Genomic DNA, 16,340 nt, shown 5'->3' on the forward strand with positions numbered 1-16,340 from the left:
ATGTGGTTGGGTAACATCTGCGCCCACTTTGACCGACGAGGTACAGCATGCGTCGCACTATGGTAGCTGGTAACTGGAAGATGCACGGTACCCGCGCCAGTGTCGCTGAGCTGATCAATGGCCTTCGTCACTTGGCCTTGCCGAGCGGTGTTGATGTTGCGGTGTTCCCGCCTTGCTTGCATATCAACCAAGTGGTTGATGGCCTGAAAGGCAAGTCGATCCAGGTCGGCGCGCAGAACTCTGCGGTGGAGCCGATGCAAGGTGCATTGACCGGTGAGATTTCGCCGAGTCAGTTGGTTGATGCGGGTTGTTCCTATGTGCTTGTCGGGCACTCCGAGCGCCGTCAGATGATGGGCGAGCGTGATGGGACACTCAATCGCAAGTTCGCAGCGGCACAGGCTTGTGGCTTGATTCCGGTGTTGTGCATAGGGGAGACCCTGGAGCAGCGCGAATCAGGCAAGACTCTTGAAGTTGTCTCGCGTCAGCTGGGCAGCATCATTGAGGAGCTGGGTGTTGGTGCGTTTGCAAAGGCAGTAATTGCTTACGAGCCGGTCTGGGCCATTGGCACCGGGCTGACTGCTACACCGCAACAAGCGCAGGATGTGCACGCAGCCATCCGCGCGCAGTTGGCGGCAGAGAATTCTGAAGTCGCACAAGGTGTGCGTCTTCTATACGGCGGCAGCGTGAAGGCGGCCAATGCGGTCGAACTGTTCGGCATGCCGGATATCGATGGGGGGCTCATTGGTGGAGCTTCCCTGAATGCAGATGAGTTCGGTGCGATCTGTCGCGCCGCGGGAAACTGAAAAAATGCTGGAAACAGTCGTAGTCGTTTTTCATCTGTTGGCTGCCCTGGGCGTAGTTGCCCTGGTTTTGTTGCAACAGGGTAAAGGTGCGGATGCTGGTGCGTCTTTCGGTGCAGGTGCTTCAAATACTGTGTTCGGAAGCCAAGGTTCCTCTACCTTTCTTAGTAAGTTTACTGCTATACTTGCCGCCGGTTTCTTCATAACCAGCTTGGGGTTAGGTTACTTTGCTAAAGAGAAAGCTCATGTGCTGACTCAAGTAGGTCTCCCAAACCCAGCAGTGTTGGAAGTACCAAAAGCAAAACCGGCTTCTGATGATGTCCCGGTGCTTCAAGAGCAAAAGTCGGCTACTCCAGCGACTGACGTACCTCCAGCTCAAGAGCAGAAGTAAGAAGGGTTGTAAACGCTGTATTGCCGAGGTGGTGGAATTGGTAGACACGCAACCTTGAGGTGGTTGTGCCCATAGGGTGTAGGGGTTCGAGTCCCCTTCTCGGTACCAATTATCAGGAGAGCCCGCTGTTGCGGGCTTTCTTGTAGGTGGAAGGTTACATTGACCCTGTAAGGGATCGGTCGTATACTTCCGCCCCAGCTTTGTCGCGGGGTGGAGCAGTCTGGTAGCTCGTCGGGCTCATAACCCGAAGGTCGTCGGTTCAAATCCGGCCCCCGCAACCAGTTTTAGCGGAGCCCCTTTTAAGGGGCTTTTTGTTAGCTGGACACTTTCAACGCCGCTGTTCGACGGCGTTTCAAGGATGGGCGTTTCGCCCATTTTTTTATTTTGCACAGCATGCACATACATGCACGAGGGGGTTCAGGTGTCGAGCAAGCTAGAAGAGTTGCAGGCCTTGCTGGCCCCGGTGGTCGTGGCCCTAGGCTATGAATGCTGGGGTATTGAGTTTTCGGCTCAAGGTCGCCACTCAATGTTGCGCGTTTATATCGATAAAGAGGGCGGCGTGCTGGTGGACGATTGTGCCATTGTCAGCCGTCAGATCAGCGGTGTGCTGGATGTTGAAGATCCGATCTCCGTTGAATACACCCTCGAAGTTTCCTCGCCAGGCATGGAACGCCCACTGTTCACTATTGAGCAGTTTGCAAAATTTGCCGGTGAACAAGTGAAGATCAAGCTGCGATCTCCCTTTGAAGGGCGACGCAACTTTCAGGGCCTTCTGCGCGGTGTAGAAGAACAGGATGTCGTGGTGCAGGTAGAAGACCATGAGTTCCTGTTGCCGATCGATATGATCGACAAGGCCAACATTATTCCCAGTTTTGACTGAGACGCGGATCCCGCGGATCCAATGGCTTGCGAAAGGCGAGGCGTACGATGAGCAAAGAAGTACTGCTGGTTGTTGAGTCGGTATCCAATGAAAAGGGCGTACCGGCAAACGTGATTTTTGAAGCGCTGGAGCTGGCCCTGGCCACTGCTACCAAAAAGCGTTTTGAAGACGAAGTTGATCTGCGTGTGGAAATCAACCGCCACACCGGTGCCTATGAGACTTTCCGTCGCTGGACGGTCGTCGAAGAAGCCGATCTTGATGATCCGGCCATCGAAACCTGGCCAAGCAAGGTTGCGCAAACGCATCCTGGTGCCAAGGTCGGTGATGTCGTCGAAGAAAAGATCGAATCGATCGAATTCGGCCGTATTGCTGCACAGACCGCCAAACAGGTCATCGTGCAGAAGGTTCGCGAAGCCGAGCGCGCTCAAGTCGTTGACGCTTATCGCGAGCGCCTGGGTGAAATCATCTCCGGCACCGTGAAAAAAGTCACCCGCGACAACGTGATCGTCGACCTGGGCAACAACGCCGAAGCGTTACTGGCCCGCGAAGACATCATTTCTCGCGAAACCTTCCGTGTCGGCGTGCGCCTGCGTGCGCTGCTCAAGGAAATCCGCACCGAGAACCGCGGCCCTCAGTTGATCCTGTCGCGTACCGCGCCGGAAATGCTGATCGAGCTGTTCCGTATCGAAGTGCCGGAAATCGCCGAAGGCCTTATCGAAGTCATGGCTGCGTCCCGCGACCCGGGTTCGCGCGCCAAGATCGCGGTCCGCTCCAAGGACAAACGCATCGACCCGCAAGGCGCTTGCATCGGTATGCGCGGTTCGCGCGTCCAGGCAGTGTCGGGCGAATTGGGCGGTGAGCGTGTGGACATCGTCCTGTGGGACGATAACCCGGCGCAGTTCGTGATCAACGCCATGTCGCCGGCTGAAGTGGCGGCAATTATCGTTGACGAAGATGCCCATGCAATGGACATCGCCGTTGGCGCAGACAATCTGGCTCAGGCCATTGGTCGTGGTGGTCAGAACGTGCGTCTGGCCAGCCAACTGACCGGTTGGACCCTGAACGTGATGACCGAATCGGACATCCAGGCTAAGCAGCAAGCTGAAACCGGTGACATCCTGCGCAACTTCATCGAAGAGCTCGAAGTCGATGAAGACCTGGCACAGGTGCTGGTAGATGAAGGCTTCACCAGCCTGGAAGAGATTGCCTACGTACCGTTGGAAGAAATGCTCAACATCGACGGCTTTGACGAAGACACCGTCAACGAGCTTCGCGCTCGGGCCAAGGATCGTTTGTTGACTAAAGCCATCGCTACTGAGGAAAAGCTGGCAGACGCCCATCCGGCCGAAGACCTGCTCTCGCTTGAGGGTATGGACAAGGATTTGGCGATGGAACTGGCGGTGCGCGGCGTAATTACCCGCGAAGACCTGGCCGAGCAGTCTATTGACGATCTGCTCGACATCGACGGCATTGACGATGATCGTGCCGGCAAGTTGATCATGGCCGCCCGAGCCCATTGGTTCGAGTAACTAGGCGCGGCCTGAGGAGAGAAGTGCATGACGCAAGTCACGGTGAAACAACTGGCCGATGAGGTCAAAACACCGGTAGAGCGCCTGTTGCAGCAGATGCGTGAGGCAGGTCTGCCGCACACCGCCGCCGACGAAGGTGTGAGCGACAGTGAGAAGCAGTCTTTGCTGACTCACTTGAAGAGCAGCCACAAGGCGAAAGTGGAAGAACCGCGCAAGATTACATTGCAGCGCAAAACCACCAGCACCCTGCGTGTTGCGGGTAGCAAGAGCATCAGCGTTGAAGTACGCAAGAAGAAAGTCTTCGTACAGCGCAGCCCGGAAGAAATCGAAGCCGAGCGCAAACGCGAACTGGAAGAACGTCGCGCAGTAGAAAATGCTGCACGTCAGAAGGCTGAAGAAGAAGCCAAGCGTCGCGCCGAAGAAGAAGCGCGTCGCCAGCCTGCTGCTGCGCAACCTGCTGCCACTGAAGCGGTCGCCGCGCCTAGCGCTCCTGTAGAAGCTGTGCGTGAGGCCGCTCCGGTTGCCGCTGCACCAGCACCTGCTGCTGACGCTCGCAAGCGCGACGAACCTCGTCGTCCGGACAAGCCGCGTGCTGACGATAACAATCGTCGCGGTGGTGGTGGCGATGGCGAGCGCAAAAACGCTCCGCATCGTGCTTCGGTCAAAGAGAAAGCGCCTGCTCCACGCGTTGCCCCACGTACTACCGACGAAGAAAGCGATGGCTTCCGTCGTGGTGGTCGCGGCAAGGCCAAGCTGAAGAAACGCAACGCCCACGGTTTCCAGAGCCCAACCGGCCCTGTCGTGCGTGAAGTGAAGATCGGCGAGACCATCACTGTGGGCGATCTGGCCCAGCAGATGTCGGTCAAGGCAGCTGAAATCATCAAGTTCATGTTCAAGCTGGGCACTCCGGCCACCATCAACCAGGTACTGGACCAGGAAACTGCCCAGTTGGTTGCTGAAGAGCTGGGCCACAAAGTGACCCTGGTCAGCGACACCGCCCTGGAAGATTCCCTGGCCGAGTCCCTGAAGTTTGAAGGTGAGGCGGTTTCCCGTGCACCGGTTGTGACCGTAATGGGCCACGTTGACCACGGTAAAACTTCCCTGCTCGACTACATCCGTCGTGCCAAGGTGGCTGCGGGCGAAGCCGGCGGTATCACCCAGCACATCGGTGCGTACCACGTTGAAACCGACCGTGGCATGGTGACGTTCCTCGACACCCCTGGTCACGCCGCGTTTACCGCGATGCGTGCCCGTGGTGCCAAGGCGACCGACATCGTGATCCTGGTGGTTGCAGCGGACGACGGCGTGATGCCACAAACCATCGAAGCCGTTCAGCATGCCAAGGCAGCTGGCGTTCCGTTGGTAGTAGCCGTGAACAAAATCGACAAGCCGGGCGCCGATCTTGATCGCATCCGTAGCGAACTGTCGGTTCACGGCGTGACCTCCGAAGAGTGGGGTGGTGACACTCCATTCGTACCGGTCTCCGCGAAGATGGGTACCGGCGTTGACGAACTGCTCGAAGCCGTTCTGTTGCAAGCCGAGGTTCTGGAACTGACCGCTACTCCATCGGCTCCTGGCCGTGGCGTTGTGGTTGAGTCCCGTCTCGACAAGGGCCGTGGCCCGGTTGCGACCGTCCTGGTTCAAGACGGTACCCTGCGCCAAGGCGACATGGTGCTGGTCGGTTCGAACTACGGCCGTGTACGTGCCATGCTCGACGAGAACGGCAAGCCAATCAAGGAAGCAGGTCCTGCTATTCCGGTCGAGATCCTCGGCCTGGACGGTACCCCGGACGCTGGCGACGAGATGAGCGTGGTTGCCGACGAGAAGAAAGCCCGTGAAGTGGCTCTGTTCCGTCAAGGCAAGTTCCGTGAAGTCAAGCTGGCCCGTGCTCACGCCGGCAAGCTGGAAAACATCTTCGAGAACATGGGCCAGGAAGAGAAGAAGACGCTTAACATCGTCCTCAAATCTGACGTACGGGGTTCCCTCGAAGCGTTGAACGGCGCCTTGAATGGCCTGGGTAACGACGAAGTGCAAGTGCGCGTTGTCGGTGGCGGTGTCGGTGGTATCACCGAATCCGACGCCAACCTGGCACTGGCCTCCAACGCTGTACTGTTCGGCTTCAACGTGCGTGCCGATGCTGGCGCTCGCAAGATCGTCGAGCAGGAAGGCCTGGACATGCGTTACTACAACGTCATCTACGACATCATCGAAGACGTCAAGAAAGCCCTCACCGGTATGCTTGGCAGCGACGTCCGGGAGAACATCCTGGGTGTGGCCGAGGTGCGTGACGTATTCCGCTCGCCGAAATTCGGCGCGATCGCCGGTTGCATGGTTATCGAAGGTGTTGTGCACCGTAACCGTCCAATCCGTGTACTGCGTGAAGACATCGTTATCTTCGAAGGCGAGCTGGAATCCCTGCGCCGCTTCAAGGATGACGCTTCCGAAGTACGTGCCGGCATGGAATGCGGTATCGGCGTCAAGAGCTACAACGACGTCAAGGTGGGCGACAAGATCGAAGTCTTCGAGAAGGTTCAGGTTGCTCGCAGCCTCTAACTCGCGCACTTCCGGAGCCACGCCGCGTGTGGGCATGCAAATGCCCCGCGCAGCGTACGGACTCTAAACGCAACGCCCGGTCTGGCTTTTGTCAGGCCGGGCGTTTGCCGCTTTCAGACCCCACGGGTTTCACCGTGTGGCAGTAACAGGTAACAAGACATGGCAAAAGAATACAGCCGTACCCAGCGTATCGGCGATCAGATGCAGCGCGAGCTGGCCCAACTGATCCGTCGCGAAGTCAAAGACCCCCGCGTTGGCCTGGTCACCATCACCGCCGTTGAAGTGAGCCGTGACGTGGGTCACGCCAAGATCTTCATCACCGTGATGGGGCAGGACAGCAGCGAAGAAATCGCACAAAGCATCAAGGTGCTCAACTCGGCTGCGGGTTTCCTGCGCATGCAGTTGGCCCGTGAAATGAAGCTGCGCAGTGTTCCTCAGTTGCACTTCCACTACGACGAAAGCGTCGTGCGTGGCGCGCACCTGTCGGCACTGATCGAGCGCGCCGTGGCTGAAGACAGCCAGCACCCGTCCACACCTGAAGACGCCAAGGAGTAAGCGGTGGCTCAGGTCAAACGTATCCGTCGCAACGTCAGCGGCATCATTCTGCTCGACAAGCCCATTGGCTTTACCTCCAATGCTGCGTTGCAGAAGGTCCGCTGGCTGCTCAACGCCGAAAAGGCCGGGCACACCGGCAGCCTCGATCCTTTGGCCACCGGTGTGCTGCCGTTGTGCTTTGGCGAGGCCACCAAATTCTCGCAATACCTGCTCGATTCCGACAAGGGTTACGAAACCCTGATGCAATTGGGCAAGACCACCACCACGGCCGACGCCGAAGGTGATGTTCTGCAGGTTCGCGATGTGACCGTTGGTCGTGCTGATATTGAAGCGGCTTTGCCCGGTTTTCGTGGGCAAATCAGTCAGATACCGCCGATGTACTCGGCGCTCAAGCGTGATGGCCAGCCTCTTTACAAGCTGGCACGTGCGGGCGAAGTAGTGGAGCGCGAACCGCGTTCTGTTACTATTGCGCGCTTGGAGTTACTCGCCTGTGAAGGCGACACTGCCCGCCTGGCCGTGGACTGCAGCAAAGGCACCTATATCCGTACCCTCGTGGAAGATATCGGTGAACAGCTCGGTTGCGGTGCGTACGTTGCAGAACTGCGACGCACCCAGGCCGGCCCTTTCAGCCTGGCCCAGACGGTCACGCTGGAAGAGCTGGAAGCCGTACACGCCGAAGGCGGCAACGAAGCGGTTGATCGCTTCCTGATGCCATCGGACAGCGGTTTGCTGGATTGGCCATTGCTGCACTTCTCGGAGCACAGCGCGTTCTACTGGCTCAACGGCCAGCCGGTACGTGCCCCGGATGCCCCGAAGTTTGGCATGGTGCGGGTACAGGATCATAACGGTCGCTTCATCGGTATCGGTGAAGTGAGCGAAGACGGGCGCATCGCGCCGCGTCGACTGATTCGGTCAGAATGACCGGACGAGGGTGGCTGTTAACAGGCACGGTCACTACTCATTTTTAGATACAGGGATTTGTCCCTGGCCTGTTGAAACTGCCCTTTGGGTGGTTTCCTGAAAAAAGGATTGCCTCATGGCTCTCGACGTTCAAGAAAAAGCACAAATCGTTGCTGACTATCAGCAAGCTGTTGGTGACACTGGTTCGCCAGAAGTGCAAGTTGCACTGCTGACCCACAACATCAACAAGCTGCAAGGTCACTTCAAGGCCAACGGTAAAGATCACCACTCCCGTCGTGGTCTGATCCGCATGGTAAACCAGCGCCGTAAGCTGCTGGACTACCTGAAAGGCAAGGATCTGGGTCGTTATCAGACTCTGATCGGTCGCCTGGGTCTGCGTCGCTAATAAGCGATTGCGCTAGAGGTTGGTTGTCTGCCGTGTGTCAGTGGGATTCCCGCTGGCGCATGGTAGGCTCCCAGCCTCAAGTTTTATCTGGATACACGTTTTACCCCTGGACCAGGCTCGGGCCGATTCCCGACATTGCCCAAGAATTTCGCAAGAAGACAAGTTCCCCCAAGAGCCACAAAGAAGGTAGGACACCGTGAACCCGGTTATCAAAAAATTCCAGTTCGGTCAGTCGACCGTTACCCTCGAGACAGGCCGTATCGCCCGTCAAGCCTCCGGCGCAGTGCTGGTTACCGTTGACGACGACGTGACCGTTCTGGTGACCGTTGTTGGCGCCAAGACCGCTGACCCGAGCAAAGGCTTCTTCCCTCTGTCCGTTCACTACCAGGAAAAGACTTACGCTGCCGGTAAGATCCCTGGCGGTTTCTTCAAGCGCGAAGGCCGTCCTTCCGAGAAAGAAACCCTGACTTCCCGACTGATCGACCGTCCGATCCGTCCGCTGTTCCCAGAAGGCTTCATGAACGAAGTGCAGGTTGTCTGCACCGTCGTTTCCACCAGCAAAAAGACCGATCCGGACATCGCTGCGATGATCGGTACCTCGGCTGCCCTGGCCATCTCCGGCATTCCTTTCGATGGCCCGATCGGCGCAGCCCGCGTTGCTTTCCACGAAAGCACCGGCTACCTGCTGAACCCGACCTACGAGCAACAGAAAGCGTCGAGCCTGGACATGGTCGTTGCCGGTACCTCGGAAGCCGTGTTGATGGTTGAATCGGAAGCCAAAGAGCTGACCGAAGACCAGATGCTGGGCGCCGTGCTGTTCGCCCACGATGAGTTCCAGGCTGTCATCAAGGCTGTCACCGAGCTGGCTGCCGAAGCCGCCAAGCCAACCTGGACCTGGGCTCCACAAGCCGAAGCCACCGAGCTGCTGGGCGCTATCCGCTCCGAGTTCGGCGCTGCCATCTCTGACGCCTACACCATCACTGTCAAGGCCGACCGTTACGCTCGCCTGGGCGAGTTGAAGGATCAGGTTGTGGCCAAGCTGTCCGGTGAAGAAGGCCAGCCTTCCTCCAGCGACGTCAAAGCGGCTTTCGGTGAAATCGAATACCGCACCGTTCGCGAAAACATCGTTAACGGCAAGCCACGTATCGACGGTCGCGACACCCGCACCGTACGTCCGCTGAACATCGAAGTCGGCGTTCTGCCGAAGACTCACGGTTCGGCGCTGTTCACCCGTGGTGAAACCCAGGCTCTGGTAGTTGCGACCCTGGGCACCGCCCGTGACGCGCAACTGCTGGACACCCTGGAAGGCGAGAAAAAAGACCCGTTCATGCTGCACTACAACTTCCCTCCGTTCTCGGTGGGCGAGTGTGGTCGCATGGGTGGCGCTGGTCGTCGCGAAATCGGTCACGGCCGTCTGGCCCGTCGTTCGATCGCCGCCATGCTGCCTGCTGCCGACGTATTCCCGTACACCATCCGTGTTGTGTCGGAAATCACCGAATCCAACGGTTCCAGCTCCATGGCTTCCGTTTGCGGTGCTTCCCTGGCACTGATGGACGCGGGCGTGCCGATGAAGGCGCCAGTTGCCGGTATCGCCATGGGCCTGGTTAAAGAAGGCGAGAAGTTCGCCATCCTGACCGACATCCTGGGCGACGAAGACCACCTGGGCGACATGGACTTCAAAGTAGCCGGTACCGCCAAAGGTGTGACCGCGCTGCAGATGGACATCAAGATCAAGGGCATCACCGAAGAAATCATGGAAATCGCCCTGGGCCAAGCCCTGGAAGCGCGCCTGAACATCCTCGGTCAGATGAACCAGATCATTGGTCAGTCCCGTACCGAACTGTCGGAAAATGCTCCGACCATGATCGCGATGAAAATCGACACCGACAAAATCCGTGATGTCATCGGTAAAGGCGGCGCGACTATCCGTGCGATCTGTGAAGAGACCAAGGCTTCGATCGACATCGAAGACGACGGCTCGATCAAGATCTTCGGCGAAACCAAGGAAGCGGCTGAAGCAGCCCGTCAGCGCGTCCTGGGCATCACCGCAGAAGCCGAGATCGGCAAGATCTACGTCGGTAAGGTTGAGCGCATCGTCGACTTTGGCGCATTCGTCAACATCCTGCCGGGCAAGGACGGTCTGGTTCACATCTCCATGCTGAGCGACGCTCGCGTTGAGAAAGTGACTGACATCCTGAAAGAAGGCCAGGAAGTGGAAGTGCTGGTACTGGACGTGGACAACCGCGGCCGTATCAAGCTGTCCATCAAGGACGTAGCAGCAGCCAAGGCTTCGGGCGTTTAATCACCCCCAAGCGTTGCGCTGAAAAAAGGACTCCTCGGAGTCCTTTTTTTATGGGCGCTGGAAAGTGACGGGAAATCAGCCGCTTAGCTGAAGCCAAAAGCCGCAACTTGCATGCAGGCACGATGACGTTCATGCAACTTGCACGATTCCGAAAAATGCCTATTTTTATAAGTTATTGTTTTATATGGATTTTATTGTCTTATAAGACTTGGCACACTGCCTGCAATATCCCTGTTAACGCTGCAGCATCAAGGTTTACGTACTGCAGACTTTTAATAAAACAGGAGTTACTCGTATGAAGAAGTTCGCTCTCGCTACTGCTACCGCTCTGACCCTGGCCATGGGTGCTAACGTAGCCTTTGCTCAGACTTCCCAAGCCCCTATGACTTTGGCGGCTGGTGAAGCGACCAAGGCTAAAGAAAGCGTTTCGGATACTTGGATCACCACCAAAGTTAAATCCGACCTGCTGACCGAAAAAGGCATTCCTGGTTCGGACATCAAGGTTGAAACCAACAAAGGCGTGGTTTCCCTGTCCTCGACAGTCGCTATCTCTGACGCACAGAAAGCCACTGCTGTAGCTATCACCAAGAAAATCAAAGGCGTGACCGCCGTTTCGGCTGACGGCCTGATGGCTGGCGGCGCTACCAAGGCTGACAACGTTGACAAAACCAAAAGCGCAGCAGCCGGTGCCAAAGAGTCCACTTCGGACACTTGGATCACCACCAAAGTAAAAGCTGACCTGGTTACCGAGAAAGGCATTCCGGGCACCGACATCAAAGTCGAAACCAACAAAGGCGTAGTGTCCCTGTCTTCGACCGCACCGGTCACTGAAGCTCAGAAAACTACCGCGGTGAACATCACCAAGAAAATCAAAGGCGTTAAAGCTGTGTCGGCCGACGGCCTGAAAGCAGAGTAACGCACCCGTTTCGTCTGAACGTAATGGCGGCGGCTTAGGGTGAGCTAGATATCCACCCGATGCACCTCTGGAGTTCATGCGACCGACCACACGGATGTGGTCATTACAGGCCCCGGCACTTGTGTCGGGGCCTGTTCTATTCTGGGCGGGTTATTCCGCGTCCAGATGCATCGGCGTCACGACCCGGCCATCCTTCTCGGCCTGCCCCAGGTTGGCATCAATGAAGTACACCCGATCATCTTCCAGCTGGCCTTTGTCCACCAGGTAGTCCTTGATGGTGCTTGCACGGTCCTGGCCCAGTTGGCGCAGCAGCACATCACTGCCGCTCCAGAACTTGATCACGCCGTCACGAAGCTTGGCGCTACGATCATCGCTGCTCAGGTCTTTCCATTCGGCTGGTGGTTGCTGTTTCAGGCGGGTGCGGTAGATGCCTTCAAGCAACGGCGCCTTTTCCTTTTCCGGTACAACAAGTAACGACGCCTGGGCTGGAACCTTGTCGCCACGACGCTGAAGGATCTTGTAGTAGTTGTACTGGTATTCACGTTCCAGTCGCTGAGCGGCAAGGAAAGGTCCATCGCTGCTGGCTGCCGCCGTGCCTTCGATCTCCAGGCGGAGGGTAGGGCGCTCTTTCAGTGCTTTAGCCAAGGTGTTCAGGGCGCCTTCGGCATCCTTGTTCAATTCGCTGGACCCAGCGGCGAACGATACATTGCCAAGGTCTTCTGAGCCGCCACCCGTCACTAGCCCACCGATAAACTTGAAGGGCGCCGTCGCTGCACGCACCACCAGGTTGCGCAGGGTCTGCCAGACAATCGGCATCACACTGAACTGCGGGTTGTTCAGGTCGCCTGTCACCGGCAGTTCGATGGAAATCTTGCCGTCGGAATCCTTGAGCAAGGCGATTGCCAGGCGAATCGGCAGGTCCACGGCATCGGCGCTGTCGACCTTCTCGCCCAGTTGCAGCTGCTCGACCACCACTTTGTTCTCGGCCTTCAGTTGGCCCTTGGTGATCACGTAATGCAGGTCGAGGTTCAGGCGACCCTTGCGGATACGGAAACCGGCGAACTTGCCGGAGTAGGGCGTCAGTGTGGTCAGCTCTACGCGTTTGAAGCTGGTTGCGATATCCAGCGCCGCCATCGGGTCGAATGGGTTAACGCTGCCCTTGATGGTCACCGGCGCATAACGGTCAACCTTACCCTTGATATCGACGCTGGCCGGTTTGGCCTGGCGGCTGTCGATGGTGCCGATCTGCCCGTTTAGCTGTTGAATCGCTGTGGCGAAGTTCGGCGTCAGGCTGAAGTCGGCAAAGTTGGCCGAACCGTCATTGATCGCAATCTGCCCGATGCGAATGCCCAAGGGTTTTTCCTTGCTGGCGGGCTTGGGTGTTTTGTCGGCGGGTTGCGGGATCAACAGGTCATCCACGTTGGTGGTGCGGTCATCGTTGATCATGAAACGTGCATACGGCTGCAGTAGGTTGACCTTGTCTATCGACAGACTGTCGCCGTGCTGATAGTTCACGCCTTCTAGCACCAGGCGCTGCCATTTGAGGAAGTCGCGGGTCTTGAGGGTATCCAGTGTGTGCAACTGGTCGACCTGCGCTCTGCCGGTGACCTGGAGCTTCAAAGGATCAGTGCTTTTCAGGTTCACATCGAGATTGCTGCCGAGCATGCCGCTGCGCAGTTCCAGGCGGATGAACGGGCTGATATAGGACTGGGCGACCCGCAGGTCGATGTCCTGGGTATTCACTTTCAGCTTGGCGCTGACCGGGTTGAGGTTGACCTCGCCAGTCGCCTGAACCTTGCCCTGCTTGCCCAGGCCCGTGTCGACTTTCAACGTGAAGGGGCTCTGGTTGAGGCTGTCGAAATTTTGCACATCGACGTTCAGCGGGCCCACTTCCAGCGCGACCGCCGGCTTGGCCTGCCGGTCAGCCAGGTGCACCTGATAGTTGCGCAGTTGCACGTCCTTGAGCAGTACTTGCCAAGGCTTGCTTGGCGCCGCAGGCTCGGCTTTTGGCGAGTCGGCGGTGGCGGGTGCATTTTTGGGCTCGGGGGGCTTGGCCGGTTTGCTCGGCTGGCTGGCGAACAGTTTTTGCCAGTCCAGTTGCCCGTCGGACTCAAGCGCCGCCCAGGTTTCCAGCTTGTTACTGCGGATCTTGCCGACGACGACCTGCTGTTTGGCCAGGTCCACGGTGGTTTCGCTGACGTCCAGGCGCTCCAAGCGCACTAGCGGGCGGCCATCCGGTGCCTTGATGGCAAATGGCGCGATGCTGGCGGCGGTGTTGGTCAGGTTCAGTTCTGTCTCTTTGGCCAGGCTGAATTTGTAGTCGGTGCTGAAGTTGAGCACACCGTCTTCCAGCACCAATGGCAGCGCGTCACGTACATACGGCCACCAGGCTTTCATCTTGCCATCGGTGATTTTCAAGGTACCTTCGGAGGTAATCGGCACCAGGCTGAAATTACCTTTCCAGTCGATCTGTCCGCCTGCAGGCCCGGCTGCCACCAACGTCATGTCGGCGTTGTCTTCAGGTAGGGTACTGAGGTTTTTCAGCTCGAAGTCGAGCTTGTCGTAAAGGAATTCGATGGGTTCGCTGGGGCGCAAGTCTTCAAAATGCACATAGCCGCCGGCCAGCTTGATGCTGTCGATGCGCAGCGGAAACGGCTTGGCATTCGGATCGGTCGGGGTGGGCTCGCTGGGCGGCAGCTTGAACAACTGCGCGAGGTTCAACTGGCCGGACTTGTCGAACAACAGCTCGGTCCTGGGTTTGTCCAGTTGCACATCGGCCAGGTGCAGGGCGCGAGTCCAGAGGCTGTCGATCTGCAGGTTGGCGTAGAGATGCTCAAAACCCACCTGTTCCTTGCCCGGCTCACCGATTTTCAACCCCCATGCCGTCACCTCCAGGCTGAACGGGTTGAGCTCGATCCGCTCGATCCGCGCTGGCACCGTGGCGTAATTGGCCAGTTGCTGGTTGGCAATGCGAAGGGCAACGCCAGGGAGAATCAAAAAGCCCAGCAAGCTGTACAGGGCAAGGGCGGTCAACAAGGCGCCAGCGGCGCGAATCAATCCTTTGGGCATGGGGCGGCGCCATCTATGTCAAACAGGAGTGCCTTGGAGTATGGCACGGGTTTTCGGTTCCGAAGAACGGGTCCTTTGGGAAACGTCTTACAGCTGCAGTATCAGGGTTTTCAGCGGGGGTTGTTGATCCTGCGAGGGAAAGTCCGCGCCTGGCGTCATGATTTTCCACTCTCGCACGGGGCGCCCGGCCTTTTCCGCGCAACGCAGCACCTGTTCGCGCCAGTCCTCCATGCTGACTTTCGCCAGGTTGTTGCAGCAAATCAGCACGCCATTGTCGGCGGTGGCCAGCAGTGCGGGCTTGAGCAGGCTCTGGTAATCGCGCAGCAGGTCGACGGTGCCGAAAGCACTCTTGGCCCAGGCTGGCGGGTCGAGCAGTACCAAGTCGTATTGACGTTGTTCCAGGCGCGGGTAACTCGGCAGCTTTTGCCCGCGTCGTTGGGTGATCGGCAGGCCGGCCAATTGGCGGATCGCCGGGAAGTAATCCGACTGCACGAACTGCATGGTCGGCAATTGCGGGTTGAGCAGCCCATTTTCACGCCCGACCGCCAGGTTGCCCTCGGCGAAGTCCAGGTTGCACACCTCACGCGCACCACCGGCCGCCGCGCTCAGGCCGACGCCGCAGGTGTAGGCGAATAGGTTCAGCACGCTTTTGCCGGCGCTGTGGGCCTTGACCCAGCCACGGGTGTTACGCAAATCCAGGAACAGCAGCGGGTCCTGCCCGGCATGGCGGCCGCGCACGCGGTAATTGAGGCCCCACTCATGGCCGATCAGGTCTTCCAGTGCAGCGGGCTCGGCACGATAAACCGTGTCTTCGCGGTCGATGCGCGAGTTGCCACGGGAACGGTCGTTGTACACCAGCAACAATTCCAGGCCCATGTACTGGTTGACCTGTTGATGCAGGTCCAGCAGCTCTGCAGTTTCCAGGGATTGGTGAAAACTCTGCACCAGCAATTGCGGGCCGTAGCGGTCGATGGTCAGGCCGCCGGCGCCTTCCTGGCTGCCATGGAACAGGCGATAGCAGTCGGTGCCTTGGGCGTGCAGCTCATGGATCAGGTCTTGGCGATGATCGAGGGCGGCGCGCAGCGCCTGATTCAGAGGAGACATGGAGCGCGCCTTGCTGGGGAAATGAGGGCGCGAAGTTTAACAGCTATGCGCCGTCGCCTACATCAACCCCATCCGCCGATGGGCGCGTTGCACCGAACCGTTGCGCATCGCCCATCGCAGCATCGGCGCACTGCGCTTGACCCCGGCACGGATCATCTGGCGTTGCAGCGGGCTTTGGTGTTGGTCGAGCATGGCGCTGGCCCAATCCGGCAGCAGGTCGATGCCGGCCTGCATCATCAGGCTGCCAAAAGGTTTGGCCAGCAGGCTGGGGGAGGGCGCATTCAAGAGCAAGCGCAGTACTTCGCGGCTGCGATCGTCGCACAGTAATTGCGGGCGGATGCGCGCCAGATAATCCGAAATTTCCTGCCGAGAACGCGGAACATGCCGCGCGCCCAGCTGTTCGGCGACCAAGGCAATTTCACTGTAGTAACGGTCCTGGTCTCGACCGGATAGATTCGGGTTGCGATAGCGCAAGTGGGCGGCGAGGAAGTTACTGACCTCTGCCACATGCACCCAGGTCAGCAATTCCGGGTCGCTGGCCGCGTAAGGTCGCCCGTCCGGGGCATGGCCGACCACCTGCAGGTGAATGGTGCGGACTTTTTCGATCAGCCATTCGGCGTCTTTGCGCGAGCCAAATGTCGTGCCCGAGATGAACTGCGAGGTGCGCCGCAAGCGCCCGAGCATGTCCTGGCGAAAGTTGGAATAGTCCCACACGCCCGCCAGGGCCAATGGGTGCAAGGCTTGCAGCATCAAGGCGCTGATGCCGCCGATGAGCATGCTGCTGAAGTCGCCATGGACCTGCCAACTCACCGAATCGGGCCCGAACAGACCAGGGTCACCCTTGGGGTTTTCCAGGTCCAGTTGGCCCAGTGACAAACCGGTCAGGCTCATCAACTGGTTTTCGATACGGCTGCGGATAAATTCCATGGCGACTC

The 16,340-nt window shown here is 58.2% G+C and carries 13 protein-coding genes and 2 tRNA genes; 12 read left to right on the forward strand and 3 right to left on the reverse strand.

The window, feature by feature from the left end:
- Positions 1 to 47 precede the first annotated feature (47 nt).
- The 12 genes from tpiA to ACP7EW_RS27345 all read left to right on the forward strand — a co-directional run bounded on the left by tpiA (position 48) and on the right by ACP7EW_RS27345 (position 11,232).
- Positions 48 to 803: a triose-phosphate isomerase gene (gene tpiA / locus ACP7EW_RS27290; protein WP_003194193.1), complete on the forward strand. Its 756-nt coding sequence runs from the start codon at positions 48 to 50 to the stop codon at positions 801 to 803.
- Positions 804 to 807: 4 nt separating this feature from the next.
- Entirely contained in the window at positions 808 to 1,191 is a 384-nt protein-coding gene (gene secG / locus ACP7EW_RS27295) for a preprotein translocase subunit SecG (RefSeq protein ID WP_010206600.1), read from the forward strand.
- 22 nt (positions 1,192 to 1,213) lie between these two features.
- Positions 1,214 to 1,299, forward strand: a tRNA-Leu gene (locus ACP7EW_RS27300).
- A 96-nt stretch (positions 1,300 to 1,395) separates the two neighbouring features.
- A tRNA-Met gene (locus ACP7EW_RS27305) sits at positions 1,396 to 1,472 on the forward strand.
- Positions 1,473 to 1,612: 140 nt separating this feature from the next.
- Complete coding sequence (gene rimP / locus ACP7EW_RS27310) at positions 1,613 to 2,071, forward strand: ribosome maturation factor RimP (protein WP_038843818.1); 459 nt, start codon at positions 1,613 to 1,615, stop codon at positions 2,069 to 2,071.
- Between the two features lie 47 nt (positions 2,072 to 2,118).
- Positions 2,119 to 3,600 carry a transcription termination factor NusA gene (gene nusA, locus ACP7EW_RS27315; protein ID WP_010206599.1) on the forward strand — a complete coding sequence of 494 codons (1,482 nt, stop codon included), beginning with the start codon at positions 2,119 to 2,121 and terminating at the stop codon, positions 3,598 to 3,600.
- Positions 3,601 to 3,627: 27 nt separating this feature from the next.
- A complete protein-coding gene (gene infB, locus ACP7EW_RS27320; RefSeq protein ID WP_016976824.1) occupies positions 3,628 to 6,153 on the forward strand; it encodes a translation initiation factor IF-2 in 2,526 nt (841 codons plus the stop codon).
- Positions 6,154 to 6,312: 159 nt separating this feature from the next.
- The gene (gene rbfA, locus ACP7EW_RS27325) at positions 6,313 to 6,708 is read left to right on the forward strand and encodes a 30S ribosome-binding factor RbfA (RefSeq protein ID WP_016973761.1); all 396 of its coding nucleotides are present in this window, start codon (positions 6,313 to 6,315) and stop codon (positions 6,706 to 6,708) included.
- 3 nt (positions 6,709 to 6,711) lie between these two features.
- Positions 6,712 to 7,629: a tRNA pseudouridine(55) synthase TruB gene (gene truB / locus ACP7EW_RS27330; RefSeq protein WP_003235022.1), complete on the forward strand. Its 918-nt coding sequence runs from the start codon at positions 6,712 to 6,714 to the stop codon at positions 7,627 to 7,629.
- A gap of 115 nt (positions 7,630 to 7,744) precedes the next feature.
- Positions 7,745 to 8,014: a 30S ribosomal protein S15 gene (gene rpsO, locus ACP7EW_RS27335; RefSeq protein WP_003177875.1), complete on the forward strand. Its 270-nt coding sequence runs from the start codon at positions 7,745 to 7,747 to the stop codon at positions 8,012 to 8,014.
- 196 nt (positions 8,015 to 8,210) lie between these two features.
- Positions 8,211 to 10,316 (forward strand): polyribonucleotide nucleotidyltransferase, encoded by a 2,106-nt coding sequence (gene pnp, locus ACP7EW_RS27340; RefSeq protein WP_016976826.1) that lies wholly within the window; start codon positions 8,211 to 8,213, stop codon positions 10,314 to 10,316.
- A 295-nt stretch (positions 10,317 to 10,611) separates the two neighbouring features.
- Positions 10,612 to 11,232: a BON domain-containing protein gene (locus tag ACP7EW_RS27345; protein WP_269132048.1), complete on the forward strand. Its 621-nt coding sequence runs from the start codon at positions 10,612 to 10,614 to the stop codon at positions 11,230 to 11,232.
- 150 nt (positions 11,233 to 11,382) lie between these two features.
- Here ACP7EW_RS27345 and ACP7EW_RS27350 read toward each other — a convergent pair whose 3' ends face one another.
- From ACP7EW_RS27350 to ACP7EW_RS27360, 3 genes are all read right to left on the reverse strand, one after another.
- Positions 11,383 to 14,301 (reverse strand): DUF748 domain-containing protein, encoded by a 2,919-nt coding sequence (locus ACP7EW_RS27350; RefSeq protein WP_426221146.1) that lies wholly within the window; start codon positions 14,299 to 14,301, stop codon positions 11,383 to 11,385.
- An 87-nt stretch (positions 14,302 to 14,388) separates the two neighbouring features.
- A complete protein-coding gene (locus ACP7EW_RS27355) occupies positions 14,389 to 15,405 on the reverse strand; it encodes a class I SAM-dependent rRNA methyltransferase (protein ID WP_426221148.1) in 1,017 nt (338 codons plus the stop codon).
- Positions 15,406 to 15,462: 57 nt separating this feature from the next.
- The gene (locus ACP7EW_RS27360; protein WP_426221150.1) at positions 15,463 to 16,332 is read right to left on the reverse strand and encodes an oxygenase MpaB family protein; all 870 of its coding nucleotides are present in this window, start codon (positions 16,330 to 16,332) and stop codon (positions 15,463 to 15,465) included.
- Positions 16,333 to 16,340 lie beyond the last annotated feature (8 nt).

The sequence above is a fragment of the Pseudomonas sp. DWRC2-2 genome (assembly GCF_049897885.1).
In the GTDB taxonomy this organism is placed as follows: domain Bacteria; phylum Pseudomonadota; class Gammaproteobacteria; order Pseudomonadales; family Pseudomonadaceae; genus Aquipseudomonas; species Aquipseudomonas azotoformans_A.

Excerpts from the sequence above, each read along its gene's own strand:
- rpsO (WP_003177875.1), top strand. The coding sequence starts at position 7,745 with ATGGCTCTCGACGTTCAAGAAAAAGCACAAATCGTTGCTGACTATCAG.
- ACP7EW_RS27345 (WP_269132048.1), top strand. The coding sequence starts at position 10,612 with ATGAAGAAGTTCGCTCTCGCTACTGCTACCGCTCTGACCCTGGCCATG.
- secG (WP_010206600.1), top strand. The coding sequence starts at position 808 with ATGCTGGAAACAGTCGTAGTCGTTTTTCATCTGTTGGCTGCCCTGGGC.
- tpiA (WP_003194193.1), top strand. The coding sequence starts at position 48 with ATGCGTCGCACTATGGTAGCTGGTAACTGGAAGATGCACGGTACCCGC.
- ACP7EW_RS27350 (WP_426221146.1), bottom strand. The coding sequence starts at position 14,301 with ATGCCCAAAGGATTGATTCGCGCCGCTGGCGCCTTGTTGACCGCCCTT.
- rbfA (WP_016973761.1), top strand. The coding sequence starts at position 6,313 with ATGGCAAAAGAATACAGCCGTACCCAGCGTATCGGCGATCAGATGCAG.
- ACP7EW_RS27360 (WP_426221150.1), bottom strand. The coding sequence starts at position 16,332 with ATGGAATTTATCCGCAGCCGTATCGAAAACCAGTTGATGAGCCTGACC.
- infB (WP_016976824.1), top strand. The coding sequence starts at position 3,628 with ATGACGCAAGTCACGGTGAAACAACTGGCCGATGAGGTCAAAACACCG.
- nusA (WP_010206599.1), top strand. The coding sequence starts at position 2,119 with ATGAGCAAAGAAGTACTGCTGGTTGTTGAGTCGGTATCCAATGAAAAG.
- ACP7EW_RS27355 (WP_426221148.1), bottom strand. The coding sequence starts at position 15,405 with ATGTCTCCTCTGAATCAGGCGCTGCGCGCCGCCCTCGATCATCGCCAA.